Below are 26120 nucleotides of genomic sequence, written 5' to 3' on the forward strand. Positions count from 1 at the left end.
GCAAAAGACTTGACATATTTCGTTTACAATAGTAAACTTATTTTGAACACATTCGTTTATATTTGTAAACGACAAGGAGAGAAGGAAAATGAGCACAATAGAATTTAATACTTCTATCACAGATGCTGAATGGGAAGTAATGCGTGTAGTTTGGGCAAATGATCGAGTAACTAGTAAAACAGTCATCTCTGTATTGAAAGAAAAAATGGACTGGACAGAATCCACTATCAAAACGATCTTAGGTCGATTAGTTGAAAAAGGCGTACTAAATACAGAGCAAGAAGGTAGAAAGTTTATTTACACTGCCAATATTGTAGAGAAAGAAGCCGTAAGGGATTATGCAGAAGATATTTTTAACCGTATTTGCAATAAGAAAGTTGGAAATGTAATAGGAAGCATCATTGAAAATCATGTCTTAAGCTTCGATGATATAGATCGACTAGAGAAAATATTAGAGATAAAAAAATCTTTCGCAGTAGAAGAAGTGGCTTGCAATTGTCCAGAAGGACAATGCGAGTGTCATTTACATCATCATTAACATAAGGAGGAATAAAAATGAGTAAGAATAAACATATGTTATTAGGTATTGGACTTACAGTCGTATTAACTGCAGTTGGATATATTACACTTTTAGAACCAATGATTAGTTATTTTAAAATAAACCAGAGTGCAGTTAATATAGATATTCAAACAAGTAAAACAAAAAGTACACTTCCTATACCACCACTATTAGAGGATAAAAATCCAGATCCTAATATTGCGGATTTTACTTTAGAACCTCAAGAAAGAGAAACTTCATTTTTACCAAATACCAAGACACGAACTATGGGTTACAACGGAAGTTTCTTAGGCCCTGTCATCAGAGTAAGTAAAGGTGAGCAAGTAAATGTGCACGTAAATAACAAGCTAAAAGAAGCAACTACAGTTCACTGGCATGGACTAGAGGTAGAAGGAGAAAAGGATGGGGGCCCTCATCAAGGAATTGAACCAGGAACAACTTGGGAGCCTAGTTTTACAGTAAATCAACAGGCTGCAACATTGTGGTATCATCCGCACTTTGGAGGAAATACTGCTACCCAAGTTTATAAAGGTTTAGCAGGACTATTCTATGTGGATGATGAAGTATCAAAAAGCTTAAATATTCCTAAGGAATATGGAGTAAATGATATACCTTTAGTAATTCAAGATAGAAGCTTTGGCAAGGACGGCAGTTTTATTTATAATACAAATATGATGGATGGAGCAACAGGGGATACTATCATAGTTAACGGAGCTATTAAACCTAATTTAGAGGTTAATAGAGTCAAGATGAGATTTAGAATAGTTAATGGTGCTAATGCAAGTAACTTTAATTTGAAGTTAGATAATAGAGATGGATTCTATCAAATAGCATCTGATGGTGGATTTTTAGAAAAACCGGTTAGCCAGAGAAATATTATGTTATCACCTGGGGAAAGAGCAGAGATAATAGTGGACTTTTCAAAGTATGAAAAGGGAACGCAGCTATCACTTATGAGTAATAAGGAAGCCATTATGACCTTTAATGTTAAAGGCGATGGGAAAGATGATACTGAAGTACCTAGCACTTTAACGAATATAGAAAGAATGTCAGAAGCACAAGCTACTAAGATAAGAAGTTTTGAGCTTCAAGGTATGGGTCACATGGTATCAATAAACGGTAAAAAGTTTGATATGAATAGAATTGATGAAACAGTGAGGCTTGGAGATACAGAGATTTGGGAAATTACAAACCCAGGATCTATGATGCATGAAATGGGACACCCATTCCATATTCATGGCACCCAGGTTCAAATTCTATCAAGAAACGGTAATGCGCCTTCTCCAGAGGAGAGCGGATGGAAAGATACTGTATATATTGAGCCTAACGAAAAAGTAAGACTTATAGTTAAGTTTAATAAGAAGGGTAGTTATATGTACCACTGTCACATTCTTGAACATGAAGAAGCAGGTATGATGGGACAAATTAAAGTAGAATAATAAATAATATTGAAGATCATGTCTTAAGCTTCGATGATATAGATCGACTAGAAAAAATATTAGAGATAAAAAAATCTTTCGCAGTAGAAGAAGTGGCTTGCAATTGTCCAGAAAGACAATGCGAGTGTCATTTACATCATCATTAAGAATAAGGAGGAATTTAAAATGAACAATAACAACAAACATTTATCCCAATGTCACCATAATCATGGCGACATGGATCATTCAAAACATGAGCACGTAAGCACGGAAAAACATGGAGACCATAAGAATCACCATCAAGAACATCATGCTGAGCATGATCACAGCGGGCACAGTGGGCATGACCACTGTGGGCACCACGGAGGGCATGAACACCATCATCACGGTAACTTTAAGGAACTTTTCTTAAAATCATTGCCACTAGGAATCATTATTATGCTCTTATCCCCTATGGCTGGGTTTGACCTACCATTCCAGTTTACTTTTCCATATTCTGATATTGTAGTAGCTATTTTATCTACTATATTAATTATTTATGGTGGACGTCCATTCTATCAAGGCGCAGTTGACGAATTTAAACAAAAAGAACCTGGAATGATGGCTCTAGTTTCTTTAGGTATAAGTGTTTCATATTTATACAGTATTTATGCTGTTATCATTACCTACGTAACGGGTGGACACGTGATGGACTTTTTCTTTGAATTTGCTTCATTATTATTAATCATGTTATTAGGTCACTGGATTGAGATGAAAGCTATTGGAGAAGCAGGAGACGCACAAGCAGCATTGGCTAAGTTGGTACCAAAAGATGCTCACGTTGTGTTAGAAGATGATTCAATTGAAATACGTCCAGTTGCTGACTTACAGGTAGGCGATTTAATTCGTGTTCAAGCCGGAGAAAATGTGCCAGCAGACGGAACTATCGAGCGTGGCGAATCACGTGTAAATGAAGCTCTTTTGACTGGAGAATCAAAAGCAGTTAAAAAAGGTCCTGGCGATGAAGTAATCGGAGGCTCAACAAATGGCGAAGGGGTTCTTTATATTAAAGTGAATGAGACAGGTGATCAATCCTTTATCTCTCAAGTACAGACTTTAATTAGCCAAGCTCAAAGTCAGCCTTCCAGGGCAGAAAATATTGCGCAAAAGGTTGCAGGGTGGCTCTTCTATATTGCTGTTATTGTCGCGATAATTGCTTTTGTAGTGTGGATGATTATTGGAGATATCCCAACGGCAGTTATATTTACTATTACTACATTAGTTATTGCTTGTCCGCACGCATTGGGTCTGGCTATTCCATTGGTAACCGCCCGAAGCACAAGCTTAGGGGCTAGCCGTGGCTTACTAGTAAAAGACCGCCAAGCCTTAGAAATAGCTCAAGATGCAGATGTGATAATTTTAGATAAAACGGGTACTTTAACAACTGGTGAATTTAAAGTATTAGATGTAAAACTTCTTAATGACAAATACACAAAAGAGGAAATCATTGCCTTATTGGCAGGTATTGAAGGAGGATCTAGCCACCCAATTGCTCAATCAATTATAAGGTTTGCTGAGCAGCAAGATATACGTCCAGCATCTTTTGATTCGATTGATGTGATTTCCGGTTCTGGAGTAGAGGGTAAAGCAGGTGGGCACCGTTACCAATTAATCAGTCAAAAAGCCTATGGACGTAATCTTGATATGGATATTCCAAAAGGAGCAACTCTTAGTGTCTTAGTAGAAAATGATGATGCCATTGGTGCTGTAGCTTTAGGGGACGAATTAAAACCAACGAGTAAAGGGTTAATTAAAGCTCTTAAAAAGAACAATATTCAACCAATTATGGCAACAGGTGATAATGAAAAAGCGGCTCAAGGCGCGGCAGAAGTTTTAGGGATTGAGTATAGATCAAATCAATCTCCACAAGACAAATATGAGTTAGTTAAAACACTTAAAGATGAAGGAAAGAAAGTTATCATGGTAGGTGATGGTGTAAATGATGCTCCTTCTCTTGCCTTAGCAGATGTTGGTATAGCTGTAGGTGCTGGAACTCAAGTTGCATTGGATTCAGCTGATGTCATATTGACTCAATCCGATCCAGGAGATATTGAATCATTCATTGAATTAGCACACAAAACAACTCGTAAAATGAAGCAAAACCTATTTTGGGGAGCTGGTTATAACTTTATAGCTATCCCTCTAGCTGCAGGAATTTTGGCTCCTATTGGTATCACATTAAGCCCTGCATTAGGAGGAATCCTAATGTCTGTGTCAACAGTCATCGTCGCCATTAATGCTATGTTATTAAGTTTAGATCCAAAAAATAAGGGTTAACAGATTGAATGATTGAAACTCATTAAAGTATCAAGATACAATAGTTTTACAGGAAAAAAAGAGATGTAAGTACTGGCTCTTTGTAAAATCGTGTTGGAAGAAGTAGTCGATTGATTTAGATCGAGAAGAAGTATTAGTTGCTTTTGAAGATGATGAAATTATAGGTGCAATTTAAGAGAGATTGCTTGATGCAGATAAAAGAGGCTGAAAAACTAAGAGTACAGAAATATGCAGTCTATAAAAAAGTCAATAATACCAGAAAGAAGGGATTGAGCTTTACAAAGAATTAAGTAAATAATAGAATCGTCATCTCGTTTTGAGGTGGCGATTTTTTGCTAGTCTTTTTGATAGAAAAAGCATATCCATGTGATATGGCTTTTTTGTGATTAGCAAAAGACTTGGAAAATATGATATAATAAAATCACGGGTTTAGGAAATCGTTAAAAGATGCACACCTTTTTGGGCTTTGCACACCTTTTTACCCCTTTGCACACCCCTAGCGTAAAAAAAGGAGAAATTGTATGATAAAACTCATAGCGACAGATATGGATGGCACTTTCTTAGATGATAAACACAGCTATGACAAAAAACGATTTTCTGACTTGCTGGATAAGCTTGATAAATTGGGGATTGTCTTTGTAGTCGCTAGTGGTCGTTCCTTGCTGACTTTGGAAGAACTTTTTGCTGATTTTATTGACCGAGTGGCCTTTGTGGCTGAAAACGGGAGTGTGGTGACCTATAAAGGCCAGTTGATTAGCGAAAGTGTGATGAGTAAAGACCAATATCTAACCATTGCAAGGCAGTTAGATAAAATGACGGACTGTCAAGGTTACCTGCTCTCAGGTCGTCATGGGGCTTTCGCGCCACTTTTTGCCAAAGACAGCTATATCGAGCACGTCAGTCAATATTATGTCAATATTGTCAAGCAGGATTTAGCACAGGTGACGGATGAGATTTTCAAGGTGACGGCACAGTTAGAGGCGGAGACTATAGAGGACGGAAGTCAGGCCCTGAGCCAACTTTTGGACGGGGTAACGGCAGTTACGACTGGATTTGACGGCATGGATATTATCCTTGAATCAGTCAATAAAGCCACGGGCTTGAGGTCTCTCGGTCGTCATCTGGGAATAAAGGCAGAGCAGGTTATGGCTTTTGGAGACAATGGTAATGACATTGAAATGCTTGAACTTGCAGGCAAAGCCATTGCCACTGAAAATGCAAAAGTACAGGTAAAAGCAATCGCCAATCAAGTCATCGGTCATTGTAACGACCGCGCAGTTCAGAGATTTTTGGAAGAATGGGTAATTGAAAATGACTATTAAATTACTAGCCTTAGACATGGATGGAACGCTTTTCACGACTGAAAAGACCATCACAGAGGAAAATAAGGTGGCTCTAAAAAAAGCACAAGAATTAGGTGTTAAAGTGGTCATCACTACTGGGCGTCCACTTAAAGCTATCAAACATGTTTTGGAAGAACTAGACCTATATAACGCAGACAACTATAGTATCACATTTAATGGTGGCTTGGTTCAGCGCAATAATGGTGATATTCTAGACAAGAGCGACCTGACTTTTGAGGAATTAGAAGTTCTCTATCAACATCTGGAAGCTCTCGCTCTGCCAATGGACATTATCAGTGATGGTATCGTTTATAGTTTGGCGAGTCGTGGTAATCATTCTCAGTACCACAAGGCTAATCCCATGTTGACCTTTATTGAGTTGGATTGTTTGGCTGATTTACCACGGAACATTATCTACAATAAGGTTGTAATTGTGACAGACGCTGACTTTTTGGATAGCAAAATTCCACAAATACCGGCAGAACTACATGCTCAATTTGAGATTTTCAAATCTCGTGAGATTATCCTAGAGGTCATGCCAAAAGGTGTTCACAAGGCTGTTGGACTTGAGCTTTTGACTAGACATTTAGGATTGGATGCTAGCGCAGTAATGGCTATGGGAGATGAGGAGAATGATCTAACCATGCTCAAATGGGCAGGTCTGGGAGTTGCAATGGCCAACGGCTCCGCTATTGCCAAAGAAAATGCCAATGTTATAACCACTAGAACAAATGATCAATCAGGTGTGGCCGAGGCAGTTGTCAAATACATCGTGAAGGGAGAATTTAATGGGATTATTTGATAAATTATTTGGAAATCAGGAAGAAGAAACTCACCAAGAAGTGGCAGAAGTTACGGAGGAAATGACTGAAGAAGTGGAATCAGCTCAAACTTCTGAAAATACGGAAGGAGCTCCTGCTGACAACGCTTTTTCAGATGTCATGGCGGACTATTACGCTAAAAAAGCTGCTGCCAAAGCTGCCGCAGAGAAAGGTGAAGAAATTCAGTTTGAAGCGGTTGAGACACGTAAAGTAGAAGAAGTTATTCAGCCAGAACCAGTTGTTCTTGAGGAAATGCATGAAACGACCGAAGAAAAATATAGCCGTTCCTTGGAGAAAACAAGAACCGGTTTTGGGGCTCGTCTTAATGCTTTTCTCGCTAATTTTCGTCGTGTTGATGAGGACTTCTTTGAAGAATTGGAAGAACTTTTGATTTTATCAGATGTAGGTGTCTCCGTGGCAACAAATCTGACGGAGGAGCTCCGCTATGAAGCTAGGTTGGAAAACGCCAAAAAACCAGAAGAACTTCGTCGAGTTATCATCGAAAAACTGGTCGACATTTATGAAAAAGATGGTAAGTTCAATGAAGGCATCAATTTTCAAGATGGTTTGACGGTCATGCTCTTTGTCGGTGTCAATGGGGTTGGAAAAACCACTTCGATAGGGAAATTGGCTCACAAATACAAGCAAGAAGGTAAAAAAGTCATGCTTGTCGCAGCGGATACTTTCCGTGCAGGGGCTGTTGCTCAGTTGGCTGAGTGGGGGCGTCGCGTCGGAGTCCCTGTAGTGATAGGACCAGAGAAAGCAGATCCCGCCTCTGTCGTTTTTGATGGTATGGAAAAAGCTGTCGCTGAAGGAGTGGATGTCCTTTTGATTGACACAGCTGGTCGCCTACAAAACAAAGACAATCTCATGGCGGAGCTTGAAAAAATTGGCCGTATTATCAAGCGTGTACTTCCAGATGCTCCGCACGAAACTCTCTTAGCGCTTGATGCTTCTACGGGACAAAATGCCCTCAGTCAAGCCAAAGAATTTTCAAAAATCACACCGTTGACAGGACTTGTTCTAACTAAGATTGACGGAACTGCTAAAGGTGGTGTGGTACTGGCTATCCGTGAGGAATTAGATGTCCCAGTTAAACTGATTGGTTTTGGCGAAAAAATTGATGACATCGGACAATTTAATTCAGAAGACTTTATGACAGGACTTTTGGCTGAGATTTTATAGAATATATTGGAGCGGTATCCTGCTCCATTTTTTTGTGAGGCTTTCGTTTTATTCCCTTTAAGCAAATTTTAGGAAATCTTTAACCTGAAATTAAGTTTGTCTAGATAAACTTAATGCATATCAAGATAGATTGAAAGGATTACTATGAAAAAACGAAATCTTCTTATTCCTGCTTTTGCAGTTGCAGTTAGCTTTTCTCTAGCCAGTCAAGCATCGGCTGATGATTATACCTATCTCCCCCAAGAGTACGGAGCCTACTCACAATGGCAAGAGGGCTGGCAGTCGACAGAAGTTGCTTATACCACTTACTCAGGGGTTGATTACGCTACCTCTTTTACAGAGACAAGTAGTGATACGACCAATACCTACCCAGTAGGGCAGTGTACATGGGGTGTGAAAGAGCTGGCCTCTTGGGTGGGAAATTATTGGGGAAATGCTGCTGATTGGGATGACACGGCGTTGTCTCTTGGTTACCATGTGGGAACGACTCCTAAAGTAGGGGCGGTCATCGTCTGGGATGATGGGGCATATGGACATGTGGCCTATGTAACAGACGTAGATGAAAATGGCAATATTCAAGTGTTGGAAGCCAACTATGGAGGTTCTGCTGAAGCGGCATCTTCAAATGGTATTGGCAATTACCGTGGCTGGTTTAATCCAACCGAAACAAGTAACGGTGCCAGCATTTCATACATCTATCCACCGGATAGTAACTAAATGTCTAAATGAGCATGATTTGTGCTCATTTTCTTTTGTGTTGTGAAAACATTTACACTTATGTCTGCTCTGCTATTTTCCAAAAAGTATGATATAATAGCAAGGTTGAAAATAAATAATGAAAGATTGAGCGTTGGATTTGCTGTCTCTTGGACGGTGACGCTCATGGTAGCTTAGGAATGACTACATTAAGAAATGATATCCGCAACGTTGCAATTATTGCCCACGTTGACCATGGAAAAACGACTCTTGTTGACGAACTTTTAAAGCAATCTCAAACCCTTGATGAGCGCACGCAGCTGGATGAGCGTGCTATGGACTCAAATGATATCGAAAAAGAGCGCGGGATTACTATCCTTGCTAAAAATACTGCGGTTGCCTACAATGGAACTCGTATCAACATCATGGATACACCAGGACACGCGGACTTCGGTGGTGAGGTTGAGCGTATCATGAAAATGGTTGATGGTGTAGTCCTTGTCGTAGATGCTTACGAAGGAACCATGCCTCAGACTCGTTTCGTCTTGAAAAAGGCTTTGGAGCAAAATCTAACACCAATCGTCGTTGTTAACAAGATTGACAAACCATCTGCTCGTCCAGAAGAAGTTGTAGATGAAGTACTTGAACTCTTCATCGAGCTTGGCGCAGACGATGATCAGCTTGAATTCCCAGTGGTTTACGCGTCGGCTATCAACGGTACGTCATCTTTGTCTGACAATCCAGCAGACCAAGAAAAATCAATGGCACCAATCTTTGATACCATCATTGAGCATATTCCAGCACCGGTTGATAATTCAGATGAGCCACTTCAATTTCAAGTTTCACTACTTGACTACAACGACTTCGTAGGTCGTATCGGTATCGGTCGTGTCTTCCGTGGTACGGTTAAAGTTGGTGACCAAGTTACCCTTTCAAAATTAGATGGCACAACTAAAAACTTCCGCGTTACTAAACTCTTTGGTTTCTTCGGTCTTGAGCGCAAGGAAATCCAAGAAGCAAAAGCGGGTGACTTGATTGCTGTTTCTGGTATGGAAGATATTTTTGTCGGTGAAACAGTGACCCCAACTGATGCTATTGAGCCACTTCCAGTTCTTCGCATTGATGAGCCAACCCTTCAAATGACATTCTTGGCAAACAATTCCCCGTTTGCAGGTCGCGAAGGTAAACACGTGACCTCACGCAAGGTTGAAGAACGTCTTTTGGCAGAGCTTCAAACAGATGTGTCTCTTCGTGTTGAAGCAACTGATTCGCCAGATAAGTGGATCGTATCAGGACGTGGTGAACTTCATTTGTCAATTCTTATCGAAACCATGCGTCGTGAAGGCTATGAGCTTCAAGTGTCTAAACCAGAAGTTATCATCAAAGAAATTGATGGTGTCAAATGCGAACCATTTGAGCGCGTGCAGATTGACACACCAGAAGAATACCAAGGATCAATCATTCAAGCTCTTTCAGAACGTAAGGGAGACATGCTTGATATGCAAATGGTTGGTAACGGTCAAACACGAATGATTTTCTTGATTCCTGCCCGTGGTCTTATCGGATTCTCAACAGAATTCTTGTCAATGACACGTGGTTATGGAATCATGAACCATACATTTGACCAGTACCTCCCATACATCGATGCTGAAATTGGAGGCCGTCACCGCGGAGCTCTGGTCTCAATCGACCAAGGTAAGGCAACGACTTACTCTATCATGCGTATTGAAGAACGTGGAACAATCTTTGTGAATCCAGGAACAGAAGTTTACGAAGGGATGATTATTGGTGAAAATGCTCGTGAAAACGACCTGACTGTTAATATCACAACAGCTAAGCAAATGACCAATGTCCGTTCTGCGACTAAAGACCAGACATCTGTCATCAAAACCCCTCGTATCTTAACCCTTGAAGAATCTATTGAATTCCTGGACTATGACGAGTATATGGAAGTAACACCAGAATCAATCCGCCTACGTAAACAAATCCTAAACAAGAACGAACGTGAAAAAGCAAACAAAAAGAAAAAACAAGCTGACTAAGTAGGAGTCTGAACGATGTTCTATCTCATCATAGCTATCTTGATTATTCTCTATTACTTTTTCAGAGCGCCAAAAACCATTAAAAACACCTTGAGCATCATCCTGGTTGTAGGTTTAGTGGCACTTTTAGTGGTCTTAGCTGGTATGACCTTTATGCAAATTCTTCAGTCACCGCCCGAATTATTCATCGCCCTCGGTATGATAGGAGTTGCTTACCTAACCATCAAAGATATTCGCAATCTTTCAGATAAATAATAAAAGGCGCTCATCACAAGGATGAGCGTTTTTTGATGCTATAGCCATTTGAATTAACTTTGACACCTCGTCACTTTCGGCTTTCCCTACTCTAGTCCTGCCTGTGCCTCAGCTCCTTGTCTGAAAGCTAATTCATTCGACTATATTGAAAAAGCCGTGCGGGATTGGCACGACTAGAGGTGTAAATTATTGGATGAACATGGCGTCTCCGAATGAGAAGAAGCGATAGCCTTCATCAACAGCGTGTTTGTAGGCTTCTAGGATAAAGTCTCGCCCAGCAAAGGCTGAAACTAGCATAACCAAAGTTGATTTTGGAAGGTGAAAGTTGGTTGAAAAAGCATCAACAACTTTAAACTCATAGCCTGGTTTGATGAAAATTTTTGTCCAGCCTGAATCCGCCTTAACCTGACCGTTGAATTTTTGTCCGATGGTCTCAAGGGTGCGGATAGAGGTCGTTCCAACCGCTACGATACGACCGCCACTGGCTTTGACTTGATTGATGGTATCGGCAGCTTCCTCGGACAAATTATAAAATTCAGAATGCATATCGTGTTCGTCAACACTGTCAACAGAAACTGGTCGGAAGGTTCCAAGTCCAACATGCAGCGTCAGGTAAACTAATTTAACGCCTTTGGCCTGAATTTTTTCCAAGAGTTCCTTCGTAAAATGTAAGCCAGCAGTCGGTGCAGCAGCGGAGCCATTTTCCTTAGCGTAAACGGTCTGATAACGCTCGCGGTCTTCTAATTTTTCATGGATATAAGGTGGCAGAGGCATTTCGCCCAAACTTTCTAAAATCTCGAGGAAAATCCCATCGTAGCTGAATTCAACGATACGACCGCCGTGTTCAAGTTCTTCGGTAACCGTAGCGGTCAGGCGGCCATCACCGAAGCAAATTTTTGTACCGACCTTGAGACGCTTAGCGGGCTTGGCTAGAACTTCCCACTGGTCGCCTTGGGTATTTTTTAGAAGAAGGAGTTCCACATGGCCATGCGTGTCTGGCTTTTCACCGTAAAGTCGAGCAGGTAGGACGCGCGTATTGTTCATGACAAGGGCATCGCCAGGATTGAGCTGGTCAATAATATGATCAAAATGGCTGTCGGCCATGCTTTTTTGGTCACGGTTCAAAATTAAAAGTCGTGAACTATCGCGTTTTTCAAGAGGAGTTTGAGCAATGAGCTCCTCTGGTAAGTCAAAATCAAAATCCTTTGTATTCATTTTTTTCTCCAATGTCAATTCAAAAATGTGTCTTTCCATTATACCACGATGTGGAGAATAATGAAAAGAATAGTTTTTATTTGACATCTCTAGGTTAATATACTATAATGAAGTAAAATATTGGTATAGACCAAAAGGAGTTCCTTATGAAAATAATAATTGTTAAAAATCAAGTTGAGGGTGGAAAAGTGGCTTTTGACCTTTTAAAAGAAGCTTTAGCATCAGGGGCCAAAACGTTGGGTCTAGCTACAGGTTCAAGCCCTTTGGAATTTTACAGACAAATCAGAGCCTCTGACTTGGATTTCTCAAATGTCACGTCAATCAATTTGGATGAGTACGTTGGGCTTTCACCTGATACTGAGCAGTCCTACCATTATTTTATGGCGGAGCAACTTTTTAATCATAAGCCATTTAAAGCCACCTATATTCCTAATGGTCTAGCGAAAGATTTACAAGAGACGGTTGAAGCCTACAATCGTATGATTGAAGAACATCCCATTGATTTTCAAATTTTGGGAATTGGACGTAATGGTCACATCGGTTTCAACGAGCCAGGCACTGCTTTTACAAGCAAAACTCATGTGGTTGATTTAGATGACTCGACTATAGAGGCAAACGCTCGCTTTTTTGAAGATAAAAGCCAAGTGCCACGCCAAGCTATTTCCATGGGTATCGCATCTATCATGTCTGCCAAGCAAATCGTTTTGATGGCTTATGGGGCGGAAAAAGCTGACGCTATTGAAAAGACAGTCCATGGAACAGTCACAGAAGAAGTCCCAGCCACAGTTCTCCAAAACCATGCCAATGTCGTCCTAATCGTGGATGAAGCCGCTGCTGGAAAGCTGGAATAAGAAACTCCCTCTCAGCCATACTGAGAGGGAGTTTTTGGATGGTGGCTAAATAAAAACACCCGAATCGGGTGCCACTTTTACAAGTTGTGTACGGATAAAGCCTTATTTTAACTCGCTGTGTTGTTTCGAATGGCTCCAAAACTTAATCACAAACGAAAATTATTATACAAATGTTTTAGAGCTGTGTTGTTCCAAATGCACTTTTTTAGCTCATAAAGTTATTTCTGCTTTTAAGCTTTGAGGGTCTTGACAAACGGTAAAAAAGGACTTAGCCCTGTGCAATACAGAGCTAAGTCCTTACATCGTTATTTCTTCAATTTTTAGGGATAAGTACATCAAGTACTTATTTTTTTTGTTGATGCGTTAGATTTAGTCCCCAAGGAACTAAGTTTTCTGTTTTGTTTTTGATGCGATGAATGTTTTCCTTGTGGCGCAGGATGATGATACTTGAGATGAGAATCATAATCAGGCTAAGGAGCCAGTCATAATCTGTAAGAATGAAATCAAGAGCTGGGAAAACCAACACCCCAATGATAGCAACGATTGCAACGGTCACGCTGGAGAGGGAAATCATACTAAAAAGATAAAGCGTTAGCGCAAAGATGAGAGCTAGGAAGAGGAGAAAGGCAGGGGCGAAACCCAAGAGTACACCAGCACTGGTAGCGACAGCTTTTCCTCCACGAAATTCTGCAAAAATAGGGAAAGTATGGCCCAAAATGGCGAAAAATCCGATAGCTAGGGGAGTAATAGCTGCGCCCCCAAACCAGATAGGAAGCAGAACAGCCAATGTGCCTTTGAGCAGGTCCACAGCTAAAACCACTAAACCAGCCTTTATCCCAAGGACACGGAAAGTGTTTGTGGTACCCATATTTCCAGAACCATGTTCACGGAGGTTAATTTTGAAAAAATGCTTTCCAATCCAAAGTCCTGTTGGAATGGAGCCCAGCAGGTAGGCAATCAAAATAAAAAGTAGAGTTTTCATAGTTTTAATTATAGCATAAAGAGAAGGATTTTTGCTATAATAGCCATGTATCAAAAAGGGGGAAATAGGATGATTAGACGTGCGACCTTGGCGGATATTCCTGCTATTCAGGCTTTAATGGGACAGATTTTACGGATTCACCATGAGGCTAGGCCTGACATTTTTAAAGACAGTGGCAGCAAGTTTACGGATGAGGAGCTGGAGCTTCTTGTTAAGGATGAATCTAGGCCGGTTTTTGTTTATGAAAATGGCGGAGCTTTGCTAGGACATCTCTTCTTAGAAATTAAAGAGGCTAAAGGCATCCCTTTTGAGCCTATTAAGACTCTCTTTGTCGATGATTTATGCGTGGATGAGTCTGCTCGCGGTCAGGGAATTGGACAAGAACTTTACGCCTTTGCCCTAGCCTATGCCAAAGAAATCGACTGCTACAACTTGACTTTAAATGTCTGGAACGATAACTTAGCTGCTCTGCGATTTTACCAAAAACAAGGTATGAAGCCCTTACATACCGAGATGGAAATTATTCTGTAAATTTTCGAAAAATAAGCTTACGAAGAAATCATTTTTATGGTATAGTAATTTTCAATGAAAAAAGAAAGGAAGGGCGAATTGCTTGAGTTAATATTAAACTCAGGTTAAAAGTTTTAGAAAAATGATCAGCTTGGTAGGACTAGCAGTATGCATTGCCAATCTCTTGTTTTTCTAGCATTTTTAAAGCCTTTATTATCATAGTTATGCCTAGAAATTTTAAGGAAGCAATGCTTTTTACCGTAATGATGTGCGGGATTATGGTCTTTGGGATGTCCACTTGGAACATTTACATCAACACTGGTCAAGTTCACTGGAATCATATTTTTGTAGGATATTTGCCAGGTTTTCTGGTCGCCTTTTTGCTGGACGTGGTTTTGGTTGGACCAATCGCTAAAAAAATTGCTTTTTCTATCTTGCATCACACTGGTCATCATGAGAAGCGTTGGGTGAAAATTCTTGCTATTTCAGGGACAATGGCTCTTTTTATGGTGACGTTCATGTCTCTCTATGGACTAATCTTTAACTTGGTCATCGGTCAGGGTCTGCCTTGGTCGGTCATCACTTGGGGAGTTTATGGAAAAGCATGGCTGACAAACTTTGTGGCCGCCATTCCCCTTAATTTCCTGATTGCAGGGCCGATTTCACGCTTTATTTTGGGACGTCTCCAAAAGCCACTTCCTGGTGATGATAAGGTTGAAGATTTTGATGATGATGACGAAATGCCAGTGATTATCTAGTTTCTAATACGGTAGCAGATTTTTGTCTGCTACTTTTATTTCTGTTAGAATAAGGACAAGTAAAGTGAAATAAAGGAGACGACATGTCAGAGATTAAGCATTACGATTATATCGTTATCGGTGGAGGATCAGGCGGAATAGCTAGCGCTAATCGGGCGGCCATGCATGGTGCCAAAGTGATTTTGTTTGAAGGAAAAGAAGTGGGTGGAACCTGTGTCAATGTGGGTTGCGTTCCTAAAAAAGTCATGTGGTATGGAGCTCAAGTAGCGGAAACCCTTAACCACTACGCAGCAGAATACGGTTTTGAAGTGACCACTAAAAATTTTGATTTTCAGATTTTAAAAGCTAATCGTCAAGCTTATATTGACCGTATTCACGGTTCTTACGAGCGTGGTTTTGATAACAATGGGGTTGAACGCATCTACGATTATGCAACCTTTGTGGACGCCCACACGGTTGAAGTGGCTGGTCAGCTTTACAGGGCGCCCCACATCCTGATTGCCACAGGTGGTCATGCCATCTATCCTGAGATTCCAGGGGCTGAGTATGGCCTCACCTCAGATGGTTTCTTTGAGCTGGACGCTGTTCCCAAACGTACGGCTGTTGTAGGTGCCGGCTATATCGCGGTCGAGCTGGCTGGTGTGCTCCATGCCCTTGGTTCGGAGACTCATCTTTTTGTCCGACAGGATCGACCATTGCGTAGCTTTGACAAAGAAATTATAGAGACCTTGGTGGATTATATGGCCGAAAATGGGCCAAGCCTCCATACGCAGGCTATCCCTAGGGAAGTTGTTAAGAACTCTGATGGCAGTTTGACTTTGTTTTTGGAAAATGGGCCGAGCTACACGGTTGATACTCTTATCTGGGCTATTGGTCGTCGTCCAAATGTGACTGGTTTTGGTCTTGAAAAAACTGGTGTGGCACTGACAGACAAGGGTTATATTGCTTCTGATGACTTTGAAAATACAACTGTTGAGGGCATCTACGCCTTAGGTGATGTGACTGGTAAATTGGAATTGACCCCAGTTGCTGTCAAGGCAGGTCGTCAGTTATCAGAACGTCTTTTCAATGGAAAAGCAGATGCTAAGATGGACTATAAAGATGTAGCAACGGTTATTTTCAGTCACCCGGCCATCGGTTCAATCGGTTTTTCAGAAGAAGTGGCGCGTGAGCAGTTCGGTGTAGAACAAATCAAGGTTTACCGCTCGACTTTCACACCTATGTACACAGCTCTAGGCACTCATCGCCAACCAAGCAAGATGAAGCTGGTCTGCCTGGGTGATGATGAAAAAATCATTGGTCTTCATGGTATTGGCTATGGCGTGGACGAGATGGTGCAAGGTTTCTCAGTTGCCATTAAAATGGGAGCGACTAAGGAAGATTTTGATCATACGGTGGCTATTCACCCAACTGGAGCGGAAGAGTTTGTCACTATGAGATAGTTTTTAGGGGAGTGGGCTTGTTGCTATTCTCATAACATCTCTTGGTTGAATGATTTTATGGGAGCGATGAGAGTTGGATAAAAGTCGGTAAATCGACATTTTGTCGATTTCGATTTTGCCGTCCCATCTCCGCACAGTTGATTAAGAAGACCGCTATCTATTGTGTAGAAAGGGGATGAGGTTTTCCAATTAACCTCTGCGTCAAAGTGCCTATCTGCAATAATATTAAAAGCTTTGCACTTCTGTCTCAGCCTCACCGCAAAAGCTTCCCCAAAGCTTTTGAGCTATTCACCCAACCAGAGCACAAAAATTTGTGATGATGAGATAAAATAGAAAAATTCCCAAGTTTAAGCGACTTGGGAATCATCTTGTTATTGAATACTGGCTAGCAAACTATCGGCTGTTGTGGTTGGAAGTATGCGGACACGGTTGAGAGAAAGTAGTCCATTGTCAGCGCTAGCGAGGCCTTCATTGGTAGTGACACCGAGTTTATAATGGAGTGATTTGGTGATGTCCAAGGTTGTTTGTGAGTAGCGACCTGCTGGATAGGCTACGGCAATGGTATCTTGAGATAAGGTCTGGTCGAGATAAGATTTTGAGTCGCTGAGTTCAGCCGTTTGGCTTTCTGGTGTTGAATATTCTAAGTCAGGGTGATTGACGGTGTGTCCTTGAAAGGACATGCCTTTTTCTTTCATCTCCTGCATCTCTTCAACAGTCAGATTACCCTGATTACCCACAGTTCCGGTGATGACGTTGTTGGTGGCTTTTGCACCGTACTTGGTCAAAATAGGATAGGCGTGGTCGTAAAAATCCCAGAGGCTATCGTCAAAGGTCAGCCAGACCACTTTTTCAGCAGGTAGGCTATTTTCCGTCAAGGCGCGGTAAGTTTCTTCAGGGGTGAGGAAGTAGTATCCTTCATCTTTTAAGCGCTTGATGTGACTTTCAAAAAGGTCTGGCGCGACTATTAGATTGGCGTTGGCTGCTTCTTCAGGAGCCATGACATGGATGGCGTGATACATAAGAATGGGGATTTGGACAGGTTCCTCCTGCTTAGTCCAACTGATTTCTTGAGATTTTATTTCGCTAGTTGTTTGCGCTTGTTCTGTCCTTGTTTGTGCTGGAGAAAGGGCGGTGCTATTTTTCGTTTGTGACTGGTTTCTGCTTGGAGCGTCAGCTTTTTTCAAAAAGAAGAAAAGAAGAATGAAGCAAACCAGTAGACTTAGAGTGAGTAGAAATAGAAGTGGTGAACGGCGTCGTCTGGCACGACGAGAAGATCTAGACATGTGAAACTCCTTAGCTTTTTTTCTATTATATCAAAATTCTATGGATAAGAAGTCTGTAAATTCTGAAAGTTTTTGGTATAATGGTGAGGATAAGTATTTTTGAGGGGGACAATAATGACAATTAAACTTGGTTTGCTTGGTTTTGGGACAGTTGCTAGTGGTATTCCTTTCCTTTTACAAGAAAATGGAGAAAAAATTACCACAGCAGTTCAAAATCAGATTGAAATTGCAAAAGTCTTGGTTAAGGATGATGATGAGAAAAATCGTCTTTTAGCTGCAGGAAATGACTACCATTTTGTCACTAATGTTGATGACATTATTTCTGATACGGACATTGACATCGTGATTGAACTTATGGGACGTATCGAGCCAGCTAAGACTTTTATCACTAAAGCGCTTGAAGCTGGTAAGCACGTTGTTTCGGCTAATAAAGACCTGATTGCTAGCCACGGAAAAGAGCTCATTGCTCTTGCGAAAAGTAAAAACGTGGCCTTCTATTATGAGGCTGCGGTTGCAGGGGGCATTCCGATTTTGCGTACCTTGGCAAATTCTCTGACTTCTGATAAGGTGACTCGTATCTTGGGTGTGCTTAACGGGACATCCAATTTCATGCTGACAAAAATGGTCGACGAGGGATGGTCTTATGAAGATGCCTTGGCTACGGCACAAAAGCTGGGCTACGCAGAAAGTGACCCAACCAATGACGTTGAAGGGATTGATGCAGCTTACAAGGCTGTCATTCTCAGCCAATTTGGTTTTGGCATGACCATTGGTTTAGAAGACGTGGCTCACAAGGGAATTTCGACCATTAGCAAGGATGACGTGGCACTTGCCCAACAGTTGGGTTATGTGATTAAATTGATTGGTTCTATTGAGGAGACGCCGTCAGGACTTTATGCTGAAGTTTCTCCAACCTTTGTTCCTAAAACACATCCGCTTGCAAGTGTCAACGATGTCATGAATGCTGTTTTTGTCGAGTCAATCGGTATCGGTCAATCGATGTACTATGGACCTGGTGCTGGTCAAAAACCAACTGCAACTAGTGTTGTTGCTGATGTTGTCCGTATTGGTCGCCGTTTGAAAGACGGCACAGCAGGTAAGGTTTTCAACGAATTTAGCCGTGAAACCACATTTGCTGACTTGTCTGATGTCAAAAGTAGCTATTACTTTGCTATTGATACACCCGATACAAATGGGCAATTACTGCGCCTAGCAGAAATTTTTAATAGCGAATCCATTTCCTTTGAACAGGTTCTTCAACACAAGGCAACAAGCAACTCAGCCCGAGTTGTCATTATCACGCATGAGATGAGTAAGACAGCTCTTGAAAATGTGACTGAGAAATTGAAGAAAGTCTCTGACTTCACTGTTCGCAATACCTTTAAAGTCTTGAGCTAAGGATTATTTTAGCTACTCAATCAAGAAAATAGAAAGAAATGTTATGAAAATTACTGTGCCTGCAACCTCTGCCAATATCGGACCTGGGTTCGACTCGGTGGGAGTTGCACTTTCAAAGTATTTAGTGATTGATGTCAAAGAGCCAGCTGACCGCTGGCAGATTAAGCATGATTTAGGGGATATTCCAAATGACGAGAGAAATCTCCTCATTTCAACAGCGCTTCAGGTTAAGGCGGACTTGCAACCCTATCTAATCGAAATGAGGTCTGATATTCCGCTGGCGCGCGGACTGGGTTCATCATCATCAGTGATTGTGGCTGGAATTGAATTGGCCAATCAACTAGGGCATCTCAATCTAACTGTTCAAGACAAATTAGCTTTAGCTACCAAAATCGAAGGCCATCCAGACAATGTTGCTCCAGCCATTTTGGGGAATTTGGTCATTGCCTCCTATGTTGACAATCAGGTCAATCATGTTCTGACTGATTTTCCAAAGTGTAGTTTTATCGCTTTTATTCCAAATTATGAGCTGAAAACGTCTGATTCTCGTGGGGTATTGCCACAGGAACTTTCTTATAAGGAAGCTGTCGCTGCCTCTTCAATCGCCAATGTGGCTATCGCGGGGCTTTTATCAGGAGACCTAAAAGTAGCAGGAGCAGCCATAGAGGCGGATCGTTTCCATGAAGTGTATCGTCAGTCTCTCGTTAAGGAGTTCGCCCCAATCAAGGCTTTAGCTAAGGATTTAGGCGCCTATGCCACCTATCTGTCAGGAGCGGGGCCTACTGTCATGGTTTTGGCTGACGAGGAAAAAGCTGCCCCTATCAAGTCAGCAATTGACGCTATGGCCTTGGACGGTGAAAGTTTTATTTTGCAAGTAGATACAGGAGGTGTTCGTTGTGACTGATAGCAAAAAAGGTTTGCTTTACGCTTTTTTGGCCTATTTGTCCTGGGCACTCTTGTCCTTCTACTGGAAGGCTTTAGGAGGAGTTCCCGCCTATAGCACATTTGCCTATCGTATTGTGTGGACTTTTCTTACCATGTTGGCTTACTTTTTTGTGACAGGAAAGCGTCAAAAAATGACTAACCAGTTATCGGGTTTATGGCAGTCTCCTAAGTCCCTAATCAGAATGATTCTTGCCAGTCTATTCATTGCCCTTAACTGGCTGACCTACATCTATGCTGTGGGTAATGGTCAAGCCACGGAGGCTAGTTTAGGATATTATCTCATGCCCCTAGTTTCCGTTTGCCTTTCTGTTTTCTTTTTAAGGGAAAAGCTGGCGCTAGCAGAATGGTTTGCGGTTGGACTAGCCAGTCTTGGAGTTCTGCTGTTGCTTGGGTTGACCGGGCGGTTGCCACTGATAAGCTTAATTCTAGCTCTTTCCTTCGGGATTTACGGTCTTTTAAAAAAGCAGGTCATTCTTTCAAGTGACTTAGCCATGTTAGTAGAGGCAGGGTTCATATTGCCTTTTGCCTTAATCTATTTGGTCTTTTTCAGCCCGGTGTCTTGGTTTTCATTTAGTCTGACAGAGCAGGTTTTACTATTCTTATCAGGTCTAATCACAGCCATCCCCCTACTCCTATTTGCCGAAGCTGTCAAACGAGCTCCTTTAAGTCAAGTCGGATTTATTCAATACCTAAATCCCACCCTGCAACTTCTGATAGCTGTTTTCATCTTTCAAGAAGGCATTACGGCAGGTGAACTCATGGGTTTTAGCTTGATTTGGCTAGCTGTCCTTTTATTTATTGCTATACAAGTTCTGAGACTGAGACAACTTAAAGAAAAAAGACATCAAACCAAATAACGAACAATCTCCCTCATTTTACAGTCAAGGGAGATTTTTTCATAATCTTTATGATAAAATAAAGGCAAGATAAGAGAAAAGAGACAGAAAATGAAGCACTCAACCTGGCATGATAAGATAAAAGCAGAGCTCCCAACACATTATTTTGCCCATATCAATGATTTTTTGGATAGGGTTTATTCTGAGGGAGTCGTGTATCCGCCTCGGGATAAGGTTTTCGCCGCTCTTACTCACACGTCTTTTGATGATACAAAAGTGGTGATATTGGGGCAGGATCCCTATCACGGACCAGGGCAAGCGCAAGGATTATCTTTTTCAGTTCCTGATGACTTAGTAGCTCCGCCATCTCTCCAAAATATCCTGAAGGAGTTGGCCGATGATATTGGTGTCAAGGAAACTCATGATTTGACAGCTTGGGCGAATCAGGGGGTCCTCATGCTTAATGCTTGTCTGACAGTGCCTGCTGGGCAGGCTAATGGTCATGCAGGGCTCGTTTGGGAACCTTTTACGGATGCGGTCATCAAGGTACTCAATCAAAAAGAGACTCCCGTCATTTTTATTCTCTGGGGTGGTTATGCCAGAAAGAAAAAAGCGCTGATTACCAATCCTCTCCATCAGACAATCGAGTCTCCGCATCCCAGTCCACTCTCGGCTTATCGTGGCTTTTTTGGTTCCAAACCCTTTTCCAGAGCTAATGCCTTTCTAAAAAGAGCAGGGCAGGAAGAAATTGATTGGTTGAAATAATAGTTGATTTAGCATAGGGAATGAGGTGTTAGGATGGCTTCTAGTCAGGACTGCTTGACCTTTATTTTGGAGAAATTATCTTAGCTATCGTCCCATGAAGGGGGAGTTCATTCTATATTATCAGGGGAAAATCATTGGCGGCAGTTATGATGACACATTTCTAGTCAAATCTGTTAAATTGGTCCTAGTCTATATGCCAGAGGCAAGCCGCGAATTATCTTATCCTGGCGCTAAGGAAATGCTTCTGGTGGGTAATGTTGATGACAAGGACTATTTGTCAGGACTTATTCAGGTTATAGTCAAGGAATTACCTGCTCCAAAAGTGAAAAAGACTAAAAAATTTAGGATTTGAAGCAAAGCGTACTTTGAAAGTTATCAAAAGAAAGGAAATTTACATGCTTTTAATTAAAAATGGTCGTCTTATTGACCCAAAGACAAATTTTGACAAGGTGACAGATGTTCTTGTTGAGGGAAAGAAAATCGTTAAGATTGCTGATAATATTGAAGCTTCAGGTGCTGATATGATTGATGCCACTGGACTTGTCGTGGCCCCTGGTTTGGTGGATATTCACGTACATTTTCGTGAGCCAGGTCAAACGCATAAGGAAGATATCCATACGGGAGCATTAGCTGCGGCAGCGGGAGGTTTCACCACTGTCGTCATGATGGCAAATACCAATCCAACAATTTCTGACGTACCAACTTTAACCCAAGTTCTGGCATCAGCTGACAAGGAGAAAATTCACATCAAGACTAACGCCACGGTGACAACTAATTTTGATGGGGAAAATTTGACGGATTTTGAGGCTTTGTTACAAGCTGGTGCGATTGGTTTTTCAGACGATGGGATTCCTTTGGAAAATTCTGGTGTGGTACGTGAAGCTTTCAAAAAAGCCAAGGAGCTGGATGTTATTGTAGCTTTGCACGAAGAAGATTCTAATCTTAACGGCGTTTTGGGTCTTAACGAAGGGATTGCTAAAACGCATTTTGGTTGTGGAGGCGCGCGTGGTGTGGCTGAATATAGCATGATTGCTCGTGATGTCATGATTGCCTATGAAGTTGGTAGTAAGTTTCACGTTCAACACTTGTCAAAAGCAGAGTCAGTCAAGGTAGTTGAATTTGCACAACAGTTAGGTGCTCATGTGACAGCAGAAGTGGCTCCGCAGCACTTTTCTCGGACGGAAGACCTGCTTCTTGAAAAAGGAACCAATGCTAAAATGAACCCACCTCTACGCACGGAAAAGGACAGATTGGCTGTTATTGATGGTCTAAAATCCGGGGTTATTTCGGTTATTGCAACTGACCACGCTCCTCATCATGCGGATGAGAAAAATGTGGCAGATGTGACTAAGGCGCCATCTGGTATGACTGGACTGGAGACTTCTCTGTCGCTTGGCTTGACCCACCTAGTGGAAGCAGGGCATCTGAGTTTAGCTCAGCTATTGTCCAAAATGACCTATAACCCTAGCCAACTTTATAGCTTTGATGCCGGTTATGTAGCAGAAAATGGCCCAGCAGATTTGGTAATTTTCTCTGATACTGAGGAACGTATCATTTCTGAAAACTTCCATTCAAAAGCTTCCAATTCACCATTTATCGGTGACCGTCTCAAAGGTGTGGTTAAGTACACTATCTGTGATGGGGAAATCGTGTACCAATCATGAGGATTTTAGTTCCACCTCTGCATAGTTTGATTAGGAAGGTCGCTATCTATTGTGTAGAACTTCCAATTAAGCACTGCTTCAAAACACCTATCTAGAAACATGTTAAAGGCTAGGACTTGTCCCAGCCTCATTTTTATGAACTTGAACATTCAAAAGCTTCTCATAACGATATGGGAAGTTTTTGACATAAAATTGTAATCTACAACTTATCTATTGTTAACGTTATAGGAACTTTCTTTTGATAAAATAACCTTACTAATGAAAAGGGAGACATTGATTGATGAAGAAAGTAATGAGTAAACTTGCACTAATATCTTTGGTGACTGGCGCTAACCTGATTCTTGGAGAAAGGGCTAAGGCTGATAGTTATGTTGTTCAGGCAGGTGATTCATTCTATAGCATTTCACAACGTTACGGTATGGATGCAAATGCTTTAGCTATGAATAATGGTATGAGAATTTTTGATTTGCTGGTTCCTGGTCAAATTCTCCAAGTTGTTACTGCTAATGCTCCAGAAACGTCTGTAAGCTCTCCAGTTCAAAATAGCTCAGCGACCACCTATAGCGTACAAGCAGGTGATTCTTTTTCATCTATTGCAGCACGTTATGGTCTAGATTACAATCTTCTTGCCAGTCATAATGGATTAAGTATTTACGATACTTTGGTTGTTGGACAAAATCTGTCCCTACCAGATGTGACGCAGGCAGTGTCTAGTGAGAATACTGGCCAAGCTTCAAATAGTTATTACCTAGAAGGCTTTGACTACGAGGCGGGAGTGAACTATCCTGTCGGTCAATGTACTTGGGCTGTTCAGAAGGTAACTGGATGGGCTGGCGACTGGTGGGGAAATGCCGCTGATTGGGGGCGTAATGCAGCCGCGTCTGGTTATCAGGTCGGAACAACACCGATGGTGGGTGCCATCGCAGTTTGGGATGATGGTGGATATGGGCATGTTGCTTACGTAACAGCAGTTGAGAGTGAGACGAGGATTCAGGTTTTAGAAGCTAACATCGCTGGTAAACAGTGGATTGATAATCATCGCGGTTGGTTTAATCCTCAGGACTCATTGAGTCAGCTGACCTATATTTATCCCCATTAAAACAAGAAAAGCGCTTAGGATTTTCCTAGCGCTTTTAGCATACTTTAGTTTGGTAAAAGATTTGTTCCATGAACCTGTGTGGCCCCAGTCTGTGCGATAAGCTCTTTATAGTTAAACTCTGTCACACCGCCACCTAGTAGGATTTCGATGCGATTGTCTGCATGAGCAATCAGTTCTTTGATATGTTCTACATTGTCAAAGATATCATGACGCATGGCAGAGCCGTGAAGCAAGACTCGTGTGAAACCTAGTTCAATCAAGCTATCTAGCGCAGCTTTTTGCTGAGCTTCAGGAATGAGATCAAAAGCCATGTGGAAAACTAAGGGGAGCCCTTGAGTAGCTGGTAGTAAGGTCTCAATGGCTTCAATATCCAACTGATTATCTTCAGTTAGAATGCCAAAAACTAAGGCATCGCTCTCTAACTCAACCGCACGTAGAATGTCCTCCTCCATAATCCGTAGTTCGAGATCGTTGTAGACAAAATTTCCGCCTCTAGGACGAATCATGACAGCAGACGTTATTTGATTTTCATGAAGATAACGATTGGCTTCCTTGATGACGCCGTAGCTAGGTGTGGTACCGCCGACTGCTAGATTGTCGCAGAGCTCCACACGTGTGATGTCACTATCAATTAAGCGATGGAGGTCAGTTAAATTTTCAGCACAAAATTCTTTTGTAATCATGACTAGGCAGGGAAATCCTTTCACTTTCTTGTTAATATAATGATTATACCATAGCTGGAAAAATTTTTGAAAAATGAGCCTAAAAATAGTATGATAAAAGGTAAGAATGTAATGTAAAGGAAATAATGATATGGAGTTACGTTTAGCTCATCCTAATGAAATTGGGCGTATTATGGAAATTATCGAGGAAGCGCGAGCTTTTTTAAAAGCGTCAGGAAGTGATCAGTGGCAGGGAGACTATCCTGCGGAAACGGATATTTTTGATGATATTTTGCAAGCGCGTGGCTGGGTCGGAGTCATTGAGGGAGATATTGTCTCTTACGCTGCGGTCATTATTGGTCAGGAAGAGGCATACGAGAAGATTTACGATGGTAAATGGCGCCACAACCACCCCCGATACACTGTTTTTCACCGCATAGCAGTTGCTGGTAACTACACTGGTCAACAGGTGGCACAAACCTTTATTCAGGGCTTGATTGAAGGACACGATGGACCTGATTTTCGTTGTGATACCCATGAGAAAAATACTATTATGCAACATATTTTGGAAAAATTAGGCTACGTTTACTGTGGTAAGGTTCCTCTTGATGGGGAGAGATTGGCTTATCAGAAGATAAAAGTAAGGGCTGAAAAGGCTCAGTATAAGGAAGTTGCTGAGTTTGCCATGGTGGATTAACTATGGATGTAGATGCTTTTTGGAAAGCCGTTTTAAATCAAAATCCATTAGTACTGGAATCTTATTTTCATCCAGATGCCATTATACGTTGGCACTGTAGTAATGAACAGTTTACCTTATCTGAATTTATTATGGCAAATTGCGCCTACCCAGGTCAATGGGATGGAGAAATAGAACGTGTAACTCTATTAGAAGATGGCTTTATCACGGCAGTTAAGGTTTTCTCAAAAGATAAGGAAAGCGTCTGCCACGTTGTCAGTTTTTGCAAGCTAAGGGATGGCTTGATTTGCGAAATGGATGAGTACTGGGCTGATGATACTCCGATTCCTCTTTGGAGACAAGAGATGGGACTAGGAACCCAAATCAAATAAGGAAGAA

Annotated in this window: 25 protein-coding genes and 2 pseudogenes; 23 read left to right on the plus strand and 4 right to left on the minus strand. The window is 41.5% G+C overall.

Going from position 1 to position 26120, the window contains the following annotated elements:
* Positions 1 to 88: 88 nt before the first annotated feature.
* The 10 genes and pseudogenes from G576_RS0100270 to G576_RS0100315 all read left to right on the plus strand — a co-directional run bounded on the left by G576_RS0100270 (position 89) and on the right by G576_RS0100315 (position 10635).
* Positions 89 to 538: a CopY/TcrY family copper transport repressor gene (locus G576_RS0100270; RefSeq protein WP_027972838.1), complete on the plus strand. Its 450-nt coding sequence runs from the start codon at positions 89 to 91 to the stop codon at positions 536 to 538.
* Between the two features lie 17 nt (positions 539 to 555).
* Positions 556 to 1998 (plus strand): multicopper oxidase family protein, encoded by a 1443-nt coding sequence (locus tag G576_RS0100275; protein WP_018381136.1) that lies wholly within the window; start codon positions 556 to 558, stop codon positions 1996 to 1998.
* A gap of 8 nt (positions 1999 to 2006) precedes the next feature.
* Positions 2007 to 2144, plus strand: a pseudogene (locus G576_RS13100) (CopY/TcrY family copper transport repressor); the annotation flags it as partial.
* A gap of 19 nt (positions 2145 to 2163) precedes the next feature.
* On the plus strand, positions 2164 to 4293 hold the full coding sequence (locus G576_RS0100280) for a heavy metal translocating P-type ATPase (RefSeq protein ID WP_027972839.1): 2130 nt from the start codon (positions 2164 to 2166) through the stop codon (positions 4291 to 4293).
* Between the two features lie 521 nt (positions 4294 to 4814).
* On the plus strand, positions 4815 to 5615 hold the full coding sequence (locus tag G576_RS0100290) for a Cof-type HAD-IIB family hydrolase (protein WP_027972840.1): 801 nt from the start codon (positions 4815 to 4817) through the stop codon (positions 5613 to 5615).
* Complete coding sequence (locus G576_RS0100295; RefSeq protein ID WP_027972841.1) at positions 5605 to 6438, plus strand: Cof-type HAD-IIB family hydrolase; 834 nt, start codon at positions 5605 to 5607, stop codon at positions 6436 to 6438. The genes G576_RS0100290 and G576_RS0100295 overlap by 11 nt, the downstream gene beginning before the upstream one ends.
* Positions 6425 to 7642 (plus strand): signal recognition particle-docking protein FtsY, encoded by a 1218-nt coding sequence (ftsY, locus tag G576_RS0100300; protein ID WP_027972842.1) that lies wholly within the window; start codon positions 6425 to 6427, stop codon positions 7640 to 7642. The genes G576_RS0100295 and ftsY overlap by 14 nt, the downstream gene beginning before the upstream one ends.
* A gap of 144 nt (positions 7643 to 7786) precedes the next feature.
* Positions 7787 to 8359: a CHAP domain-containing protein gene (locus G576_RS12910; protein WP_051177928.1), complete on the plus strand. Its 573-nt coding sequence runs from the start codon at positions 7787 to 7789 to the stop codon at positions 8357 to 8359.
* 179 nt (positions 8360 to 8538) lie between these two features.
* Positions 8539 to 10380, plus strand: coding sequence for a translational GTPase TypA (gene typA / locus G576_RS0100310; protein WP_027972843.1), 1842 nt, complete (start codon positions 8539 to 8541; stop codon positions 10378 to 10380).
* Between the two features lie 15 nt (positions 10381 to 10395).
* Complete coding sequence (locus G576_RS0100315; protein ID WP_027972844.1) at positions 10396 to 10635, plus strand: DUF3165 family protein; 240 nt, start codon at positions 10396 to 10398, stop codon at positions 10633 to 10635.
* A 186-nt stretch (positions 10636 to 10821) separates the two neighbouring features.
* On the opposite strand, the gene queA is transcribed toward G576_RS0100315, so the two are convergent.
* A complete protein-coding gene (gene queA / locus G576_RS0100320) occupies positions 10822 to 11850 on the minus strand; it encodes a tRNA preQ1(34) S-adenosylmethionine ribosyltransferase-isomerase QueA (RefSeq protein ID WP_027972845.1) in 1029 nt (342 codons plus the stop codon).
* A gap of 146 nt (positions 11851 to 11996) precedes the next feature.
* On the opposite strand from queA, the gene nagB reads away from it, so the two are divergent.
* Positions 11997 to 12701 (plus strand): glucosamine-6-phosphate deaminase, encoded by a 705-nt coding sequence (nagB, locus tag G576_RS0100325; protein WP_027972846.1) that lies wholly within the window; start codon positions 11997 to 11999, stop codon positions 12699 to 12701.
* Between the two features lie 343 nt (positions 12702 to 13044).
* Here the strand turns inward: nagB and plsY are convergent, their stop codons facing one another.
* Positions 13045 to 13683: a glycerol-3-phosphate 1-O-acyltransferase PlsY gene (plsY, locus tag G576_RS0100330; RefSeq protein WP_027972847.1), complete on the minus strand. Its 639-nt coding sequence runs from the start codon at positions 13681 to 13683 to the stop codon at positions 13045 to 13047.
* A 69-nt stretch (positions 13684 to 13752) separates the two neighbouring features.
* Between plsY and G576_RS0100335 the strand changes: the two genes are divergently transcribed.
* From G576_RS0100335 to gorA, 3 genes are all read left to right on the plus strand, one after another.
* On the plus strand, positions 13753 to 14214 hold the full coding sequence (locus tag G576_RS0100335) for a GNAT family N-acetyltransferase (protein ID WP_027972848.1): 462 nt from the start codon (positions 13753 to 13755) through the stop codon (positions 14212 to 14214).
* Positions 14215 to 14417: 203 nt separating this feature from the next.
* A complete protein-coding gene (locus G576_RS0100340) occupies positions 14418 to 14951 on the plus strand; it encodes a DUF2798 domain-containing protein (protein ID WP_027972849.1) in 534 nt (177 codons plus the stop codon).
* A gap of 83 nt (positions 14952 to 15034) precedes the next feature.
* A complete protein-coding gene (gorA, locus tag G576_RS0100345; protein ID WP_027972850.1) occupies positions 15035 to 16393 on the plus strand; it encodes a glutathione-disulfide reductase in 1359 nt (452 codons plus the stop codon).
* Positions 16394 to 16764: 371 nt separating this feature from the next.
* Here gorA and G576_RS0100350 read toward each other — a convergent pair whose 3' ends face one another.
* Entirely contained in the window at positions 16765 to 17676 is a 912-nt protein-coding gene (locus G576_RS0100350) for a polysaccharide deacetylase family protein (protein WP_027972851.1), read from the minus strand.
* Between the two features lie 114 nt (positions 17677 to 17790).
* Here G576_RS0100350 and G576_RS0100355 point away from each other — a divergent pair, with 114 nt between their 5' ends.
* The 7 genes and pseudogenes from G576_RS0100355 (at position 17791) to G576_RS12000 (ending at position 24383) form a co-directional block, all read left to right on the plus strand.
* Complete coding sequence (locus G576_RS0100355; protein ID WP_027972852.1) at positions 17791 to 19074, plus strand: homoserine dehydrogenase; 1284 nt, start codon at positions 17791 to 17793, stop codon at positions 19072 to 19074.
* A 43-nt stretch (positions 19075 to 19117) separates the two neighbouring features.
* Positions 19118 to 19978: a homoserine kinase gene (thrB, locus tag G576_RS0100360; RefSeq protein WP_027972853.1), complete on the plus strand. Its 861-nt coding sequence runs from the start codon at positions 19118 to 19120 to the stop codon at positions 19976 to 19978.
* Entirely contained in the window at positions 19971 to 20876 is a 906-nt protein-coding gene (gene rarD / locus G576_RS0100365) for an EamA family transporter RarD (protein WP_027972854.1), read from the plus strand. The genes thrB and rarD overlap by 8 nt, the downstream gene beginning before the upstream one ends.
* Positions 20877 to 20966: 90 nt before the next feature.
* A complete protein-coding gene (locus G576_RS0100370) occupies positions 20967 to 21620 on the plus strand; it encodes a uracil-DNA glycosylase (protein ID WP_027972855.1) in 654 nt (217 codons plus the stop codon).
* A 33-nt stretch (positions 21621 to 21653) separates the two neighbouring features.
* A pseudogene (locus G576_RS11995) lies at positions 21654 to 21972 on the plus strand (TfoX/Sxy family protein).
* Positions 21973 to 22015: 43 nt separating this feature from the next.
* Complete coding sequence (locus G576_RS0100380; protein ID WP_027972856.1) at positions 22016 to 23284, plus strand: dihydroorotase; 1269 nt, start codon at positions 22016 to 22018, stop codon at positions 23282 to 23284.
* A 280-nt stretch (positions 23285 to 23564) separates the two neighbouring features.
* Entirely contained in the window at positions 23565 to 24383 is an 819-nt protein-coding gene (locus G576_RS12000) for a LysM peptidoglycan-binding domain-containing protein (RefSeq protein ID WP_027972857.1), read from the plus strand.
* Between the two features lie 44 nt (positions 24384 to 24427).
* Here G576_RS12000 and G576_RS0100390 read toward each other — a convergent pair whose 3' ends face one another.
* Complete coding sequence (locus G576_RS0100390) at positions 24428 to 25066, minus strand: copper homeostasis protein CutC (protein ID WP_027972858.1); 639 nt, start codon at positions 25064 to 25066, stop codon at positions 24428 to 24430.
* A 130-nt stretch (positions 25067 to 25196) separates the two neighbouring features.
* On the opposite strand from G576_RS0100390, the gene G576_RS0100395 reads away from it, so the two are divergent.
* Together G576_RS0100395 and G576_RS0100400 are read left to right on the plus strand one after the other, a co-directional pair.
* Positions 25197 to 25742, plus strand: coding sequence for a GNAT family N-acetyltransferase (locus G576_RS0100395; RefSeq protein WP_027972859.1), 546 nt, complete (start codon positions 25197 to 25199; stop codon positions 25740 to 25742).
* 2 nt (positions 25743 to 25744) lie between these two features.
* Positions 25745 to 26113: a nuclear transport factor 2-like protein gene (locus G576_RS0100400; protein WP_027972860.1), complete on the plus strand. Its 369-nt coding sequence runs from the start codon at positions 25745 to 25747 to the stop codon at positions 26111 to 26113.
* Positions 26114 to 26120 lie beyond the last annotated feature (7 nt).

It is taken from the genome of Streptococcus porci DSM 23759, from assembly GCF_000423765.1.
In the GTDB taxonomy this organism is placed as follows: domain Bacteria; phylum Bacillota; class Bacilli; order Lactobacillales; family Streptococcaceae; genus Streptococcus; species Streptococcus porci.

Coding starts and splice junctions, on each gene's coding strand:
- G576_RS0100270 (WP_027972838.1), top strand. CDS start 89: ATGAGCACAATAGAATTTAATACTTCTATCACAGATGCTGAATGGGAA.
- G576_RS0100275 (WP_018381136.1), top strand. CDS start 556: ATGAGTAAGAATAAACATATGTTATTAGGTATTGGACTTACAGTCGTA.
- G576_RS0100280 (WP_027972839.1), top strand. CDS start 2,164: ATGAACAATAACAACAAACATTTATCCCAATGTCACCATAATCATGGC.
- G576_RS0100290 (WP_027972840.1), top strand. CDS start 4,815: ATGATAAAACTCATAGCGACAGATATGGATGGCACTTTCTTAGATGAT.
- G576_RS0100295 (WP_027972841.1), top strand. CDS start 5,605: ATGACTATTAAATTACTAGCCTTAGACATGGATGGAACGCTTTTCACG.
- ftsY (WP_027972842.1), top strand. CDS start 6,425: ATGGGATTATTTGATAAATTATTTGGAAATCAGGAAGAAGAAACTCAC.
- G576_RS12910 (WP_051177928.1), top strand. CDS start 7,787: ATGAAAAAACGAAATCTTCTTATTCCTGCTTTTGCAGTTGCAGTTAGC.
- typA (WP_027972843.1), top strand. CDS start 8,539: ATGACTACATTAAGAAATGATATCCGCAACGTTGCAATTATTGCCCAC.
- G576_RS0100315 (WP_027972844.1), top strand. CDS start 10,396: ATGTTCTATCTCATCATAGCTATCTTGATTATTCTCTATTACTTTTTC.
- queA (WP_027972845.1), bottom strand. CDS start 11,850: ATGAATACAAAGGATTTTGATTTTGACTTACCAGAGGAGCTCATTGCT.
- nagB (WP_027972846.1), top strand. CDS start 11,997: ATGAAAATAATAATTGTTAAAAATCAAGTTGAGGGTGGAAAAGTGGCT.
- plsY (WP_027972847.1), bottom strand. CDS start 13,683: ATGAAAACTCTACTTTTTATTTTGATTGCCTACCTGCTGGGCTCCATT.
- G576_RS0100335 (WP_027972848.1), top strand. CDS start 13,753: ATGATTAGACGTGCGACCTTGGCGGATATTCCTGCTATTCAGGCTTTA.
- G576_RS0100340 (WP_027972849.1), top strand. CDS start 14,418: ATGCCTAGAAATTTTAAGGAAGCAATGCTTTTTACCGTAATGATGTGC.
- gorA (WP_027972850.1), top strand. CDS start 15,035: ATGTCAGAGATTAAGCATTACGATTATATCGTTATCGGTGGAGGATCA.
- G576_RS0100350 (WP_027972851.1), bottom strand. CDS start 17,676: ATGTCTAGATCTTCTCGTCGTGCCAGACGACGCCGTTCACCACTTCTA.
- G576_RS0100355 (WP_027972852.1), top strand. CDS start 17,791: ATGACAATTAAACTTGGTTTGCTTGGTTTTGGGACAGTTGCTAGTGGT.
- thrB (WP_027972853.1), top strand. CDS start 19,118: ATGAAAATTACTGTGCCTGCAACCTCTGCCAATATCGGACCTGGGTTC.
- G576_RS0100370 (WP_027972855.1), top strand. CDS start 20,967: ATGAAGCACTCAACCTGGCATGATAAGATAAAAGCAGAGCTCCCAACA.
- G576_RS0100380 (WP_027972856.1), top strand. CDS start 22,016: ATGCTTTTAATTAAAAATGGTCGTCTTATTGACCCAAAGACAAATTTT.
- G576_RS12000 (WP_027972857.1), top strand. CDS start 23,565: ATGAAGAAAGTAATGAGTAAACTTGCACTAATATCTTTGGTGACTGGC.
- G576_RS0100390 (WP_027972858.1), bottom strand. CDS start 25,066: ATGATTACAAAAGAATTTTGTGCTGAAAATTTAACTGACCTCCATCGC.
- G576_RS0100395 (WP_027972859.1), top strand. CDS start 25,197: ATGGAGTTACGTTTAGCTCATCCTAATGAAATTGGGCGTATTATGGAA.
- G576_RS0100400 (WP_027972860.1), top strand. CDS start 25,745: ATGGATGTAGATGCTTTTTGGAAAGCCGTTTTAAATCAAAATCCATTA.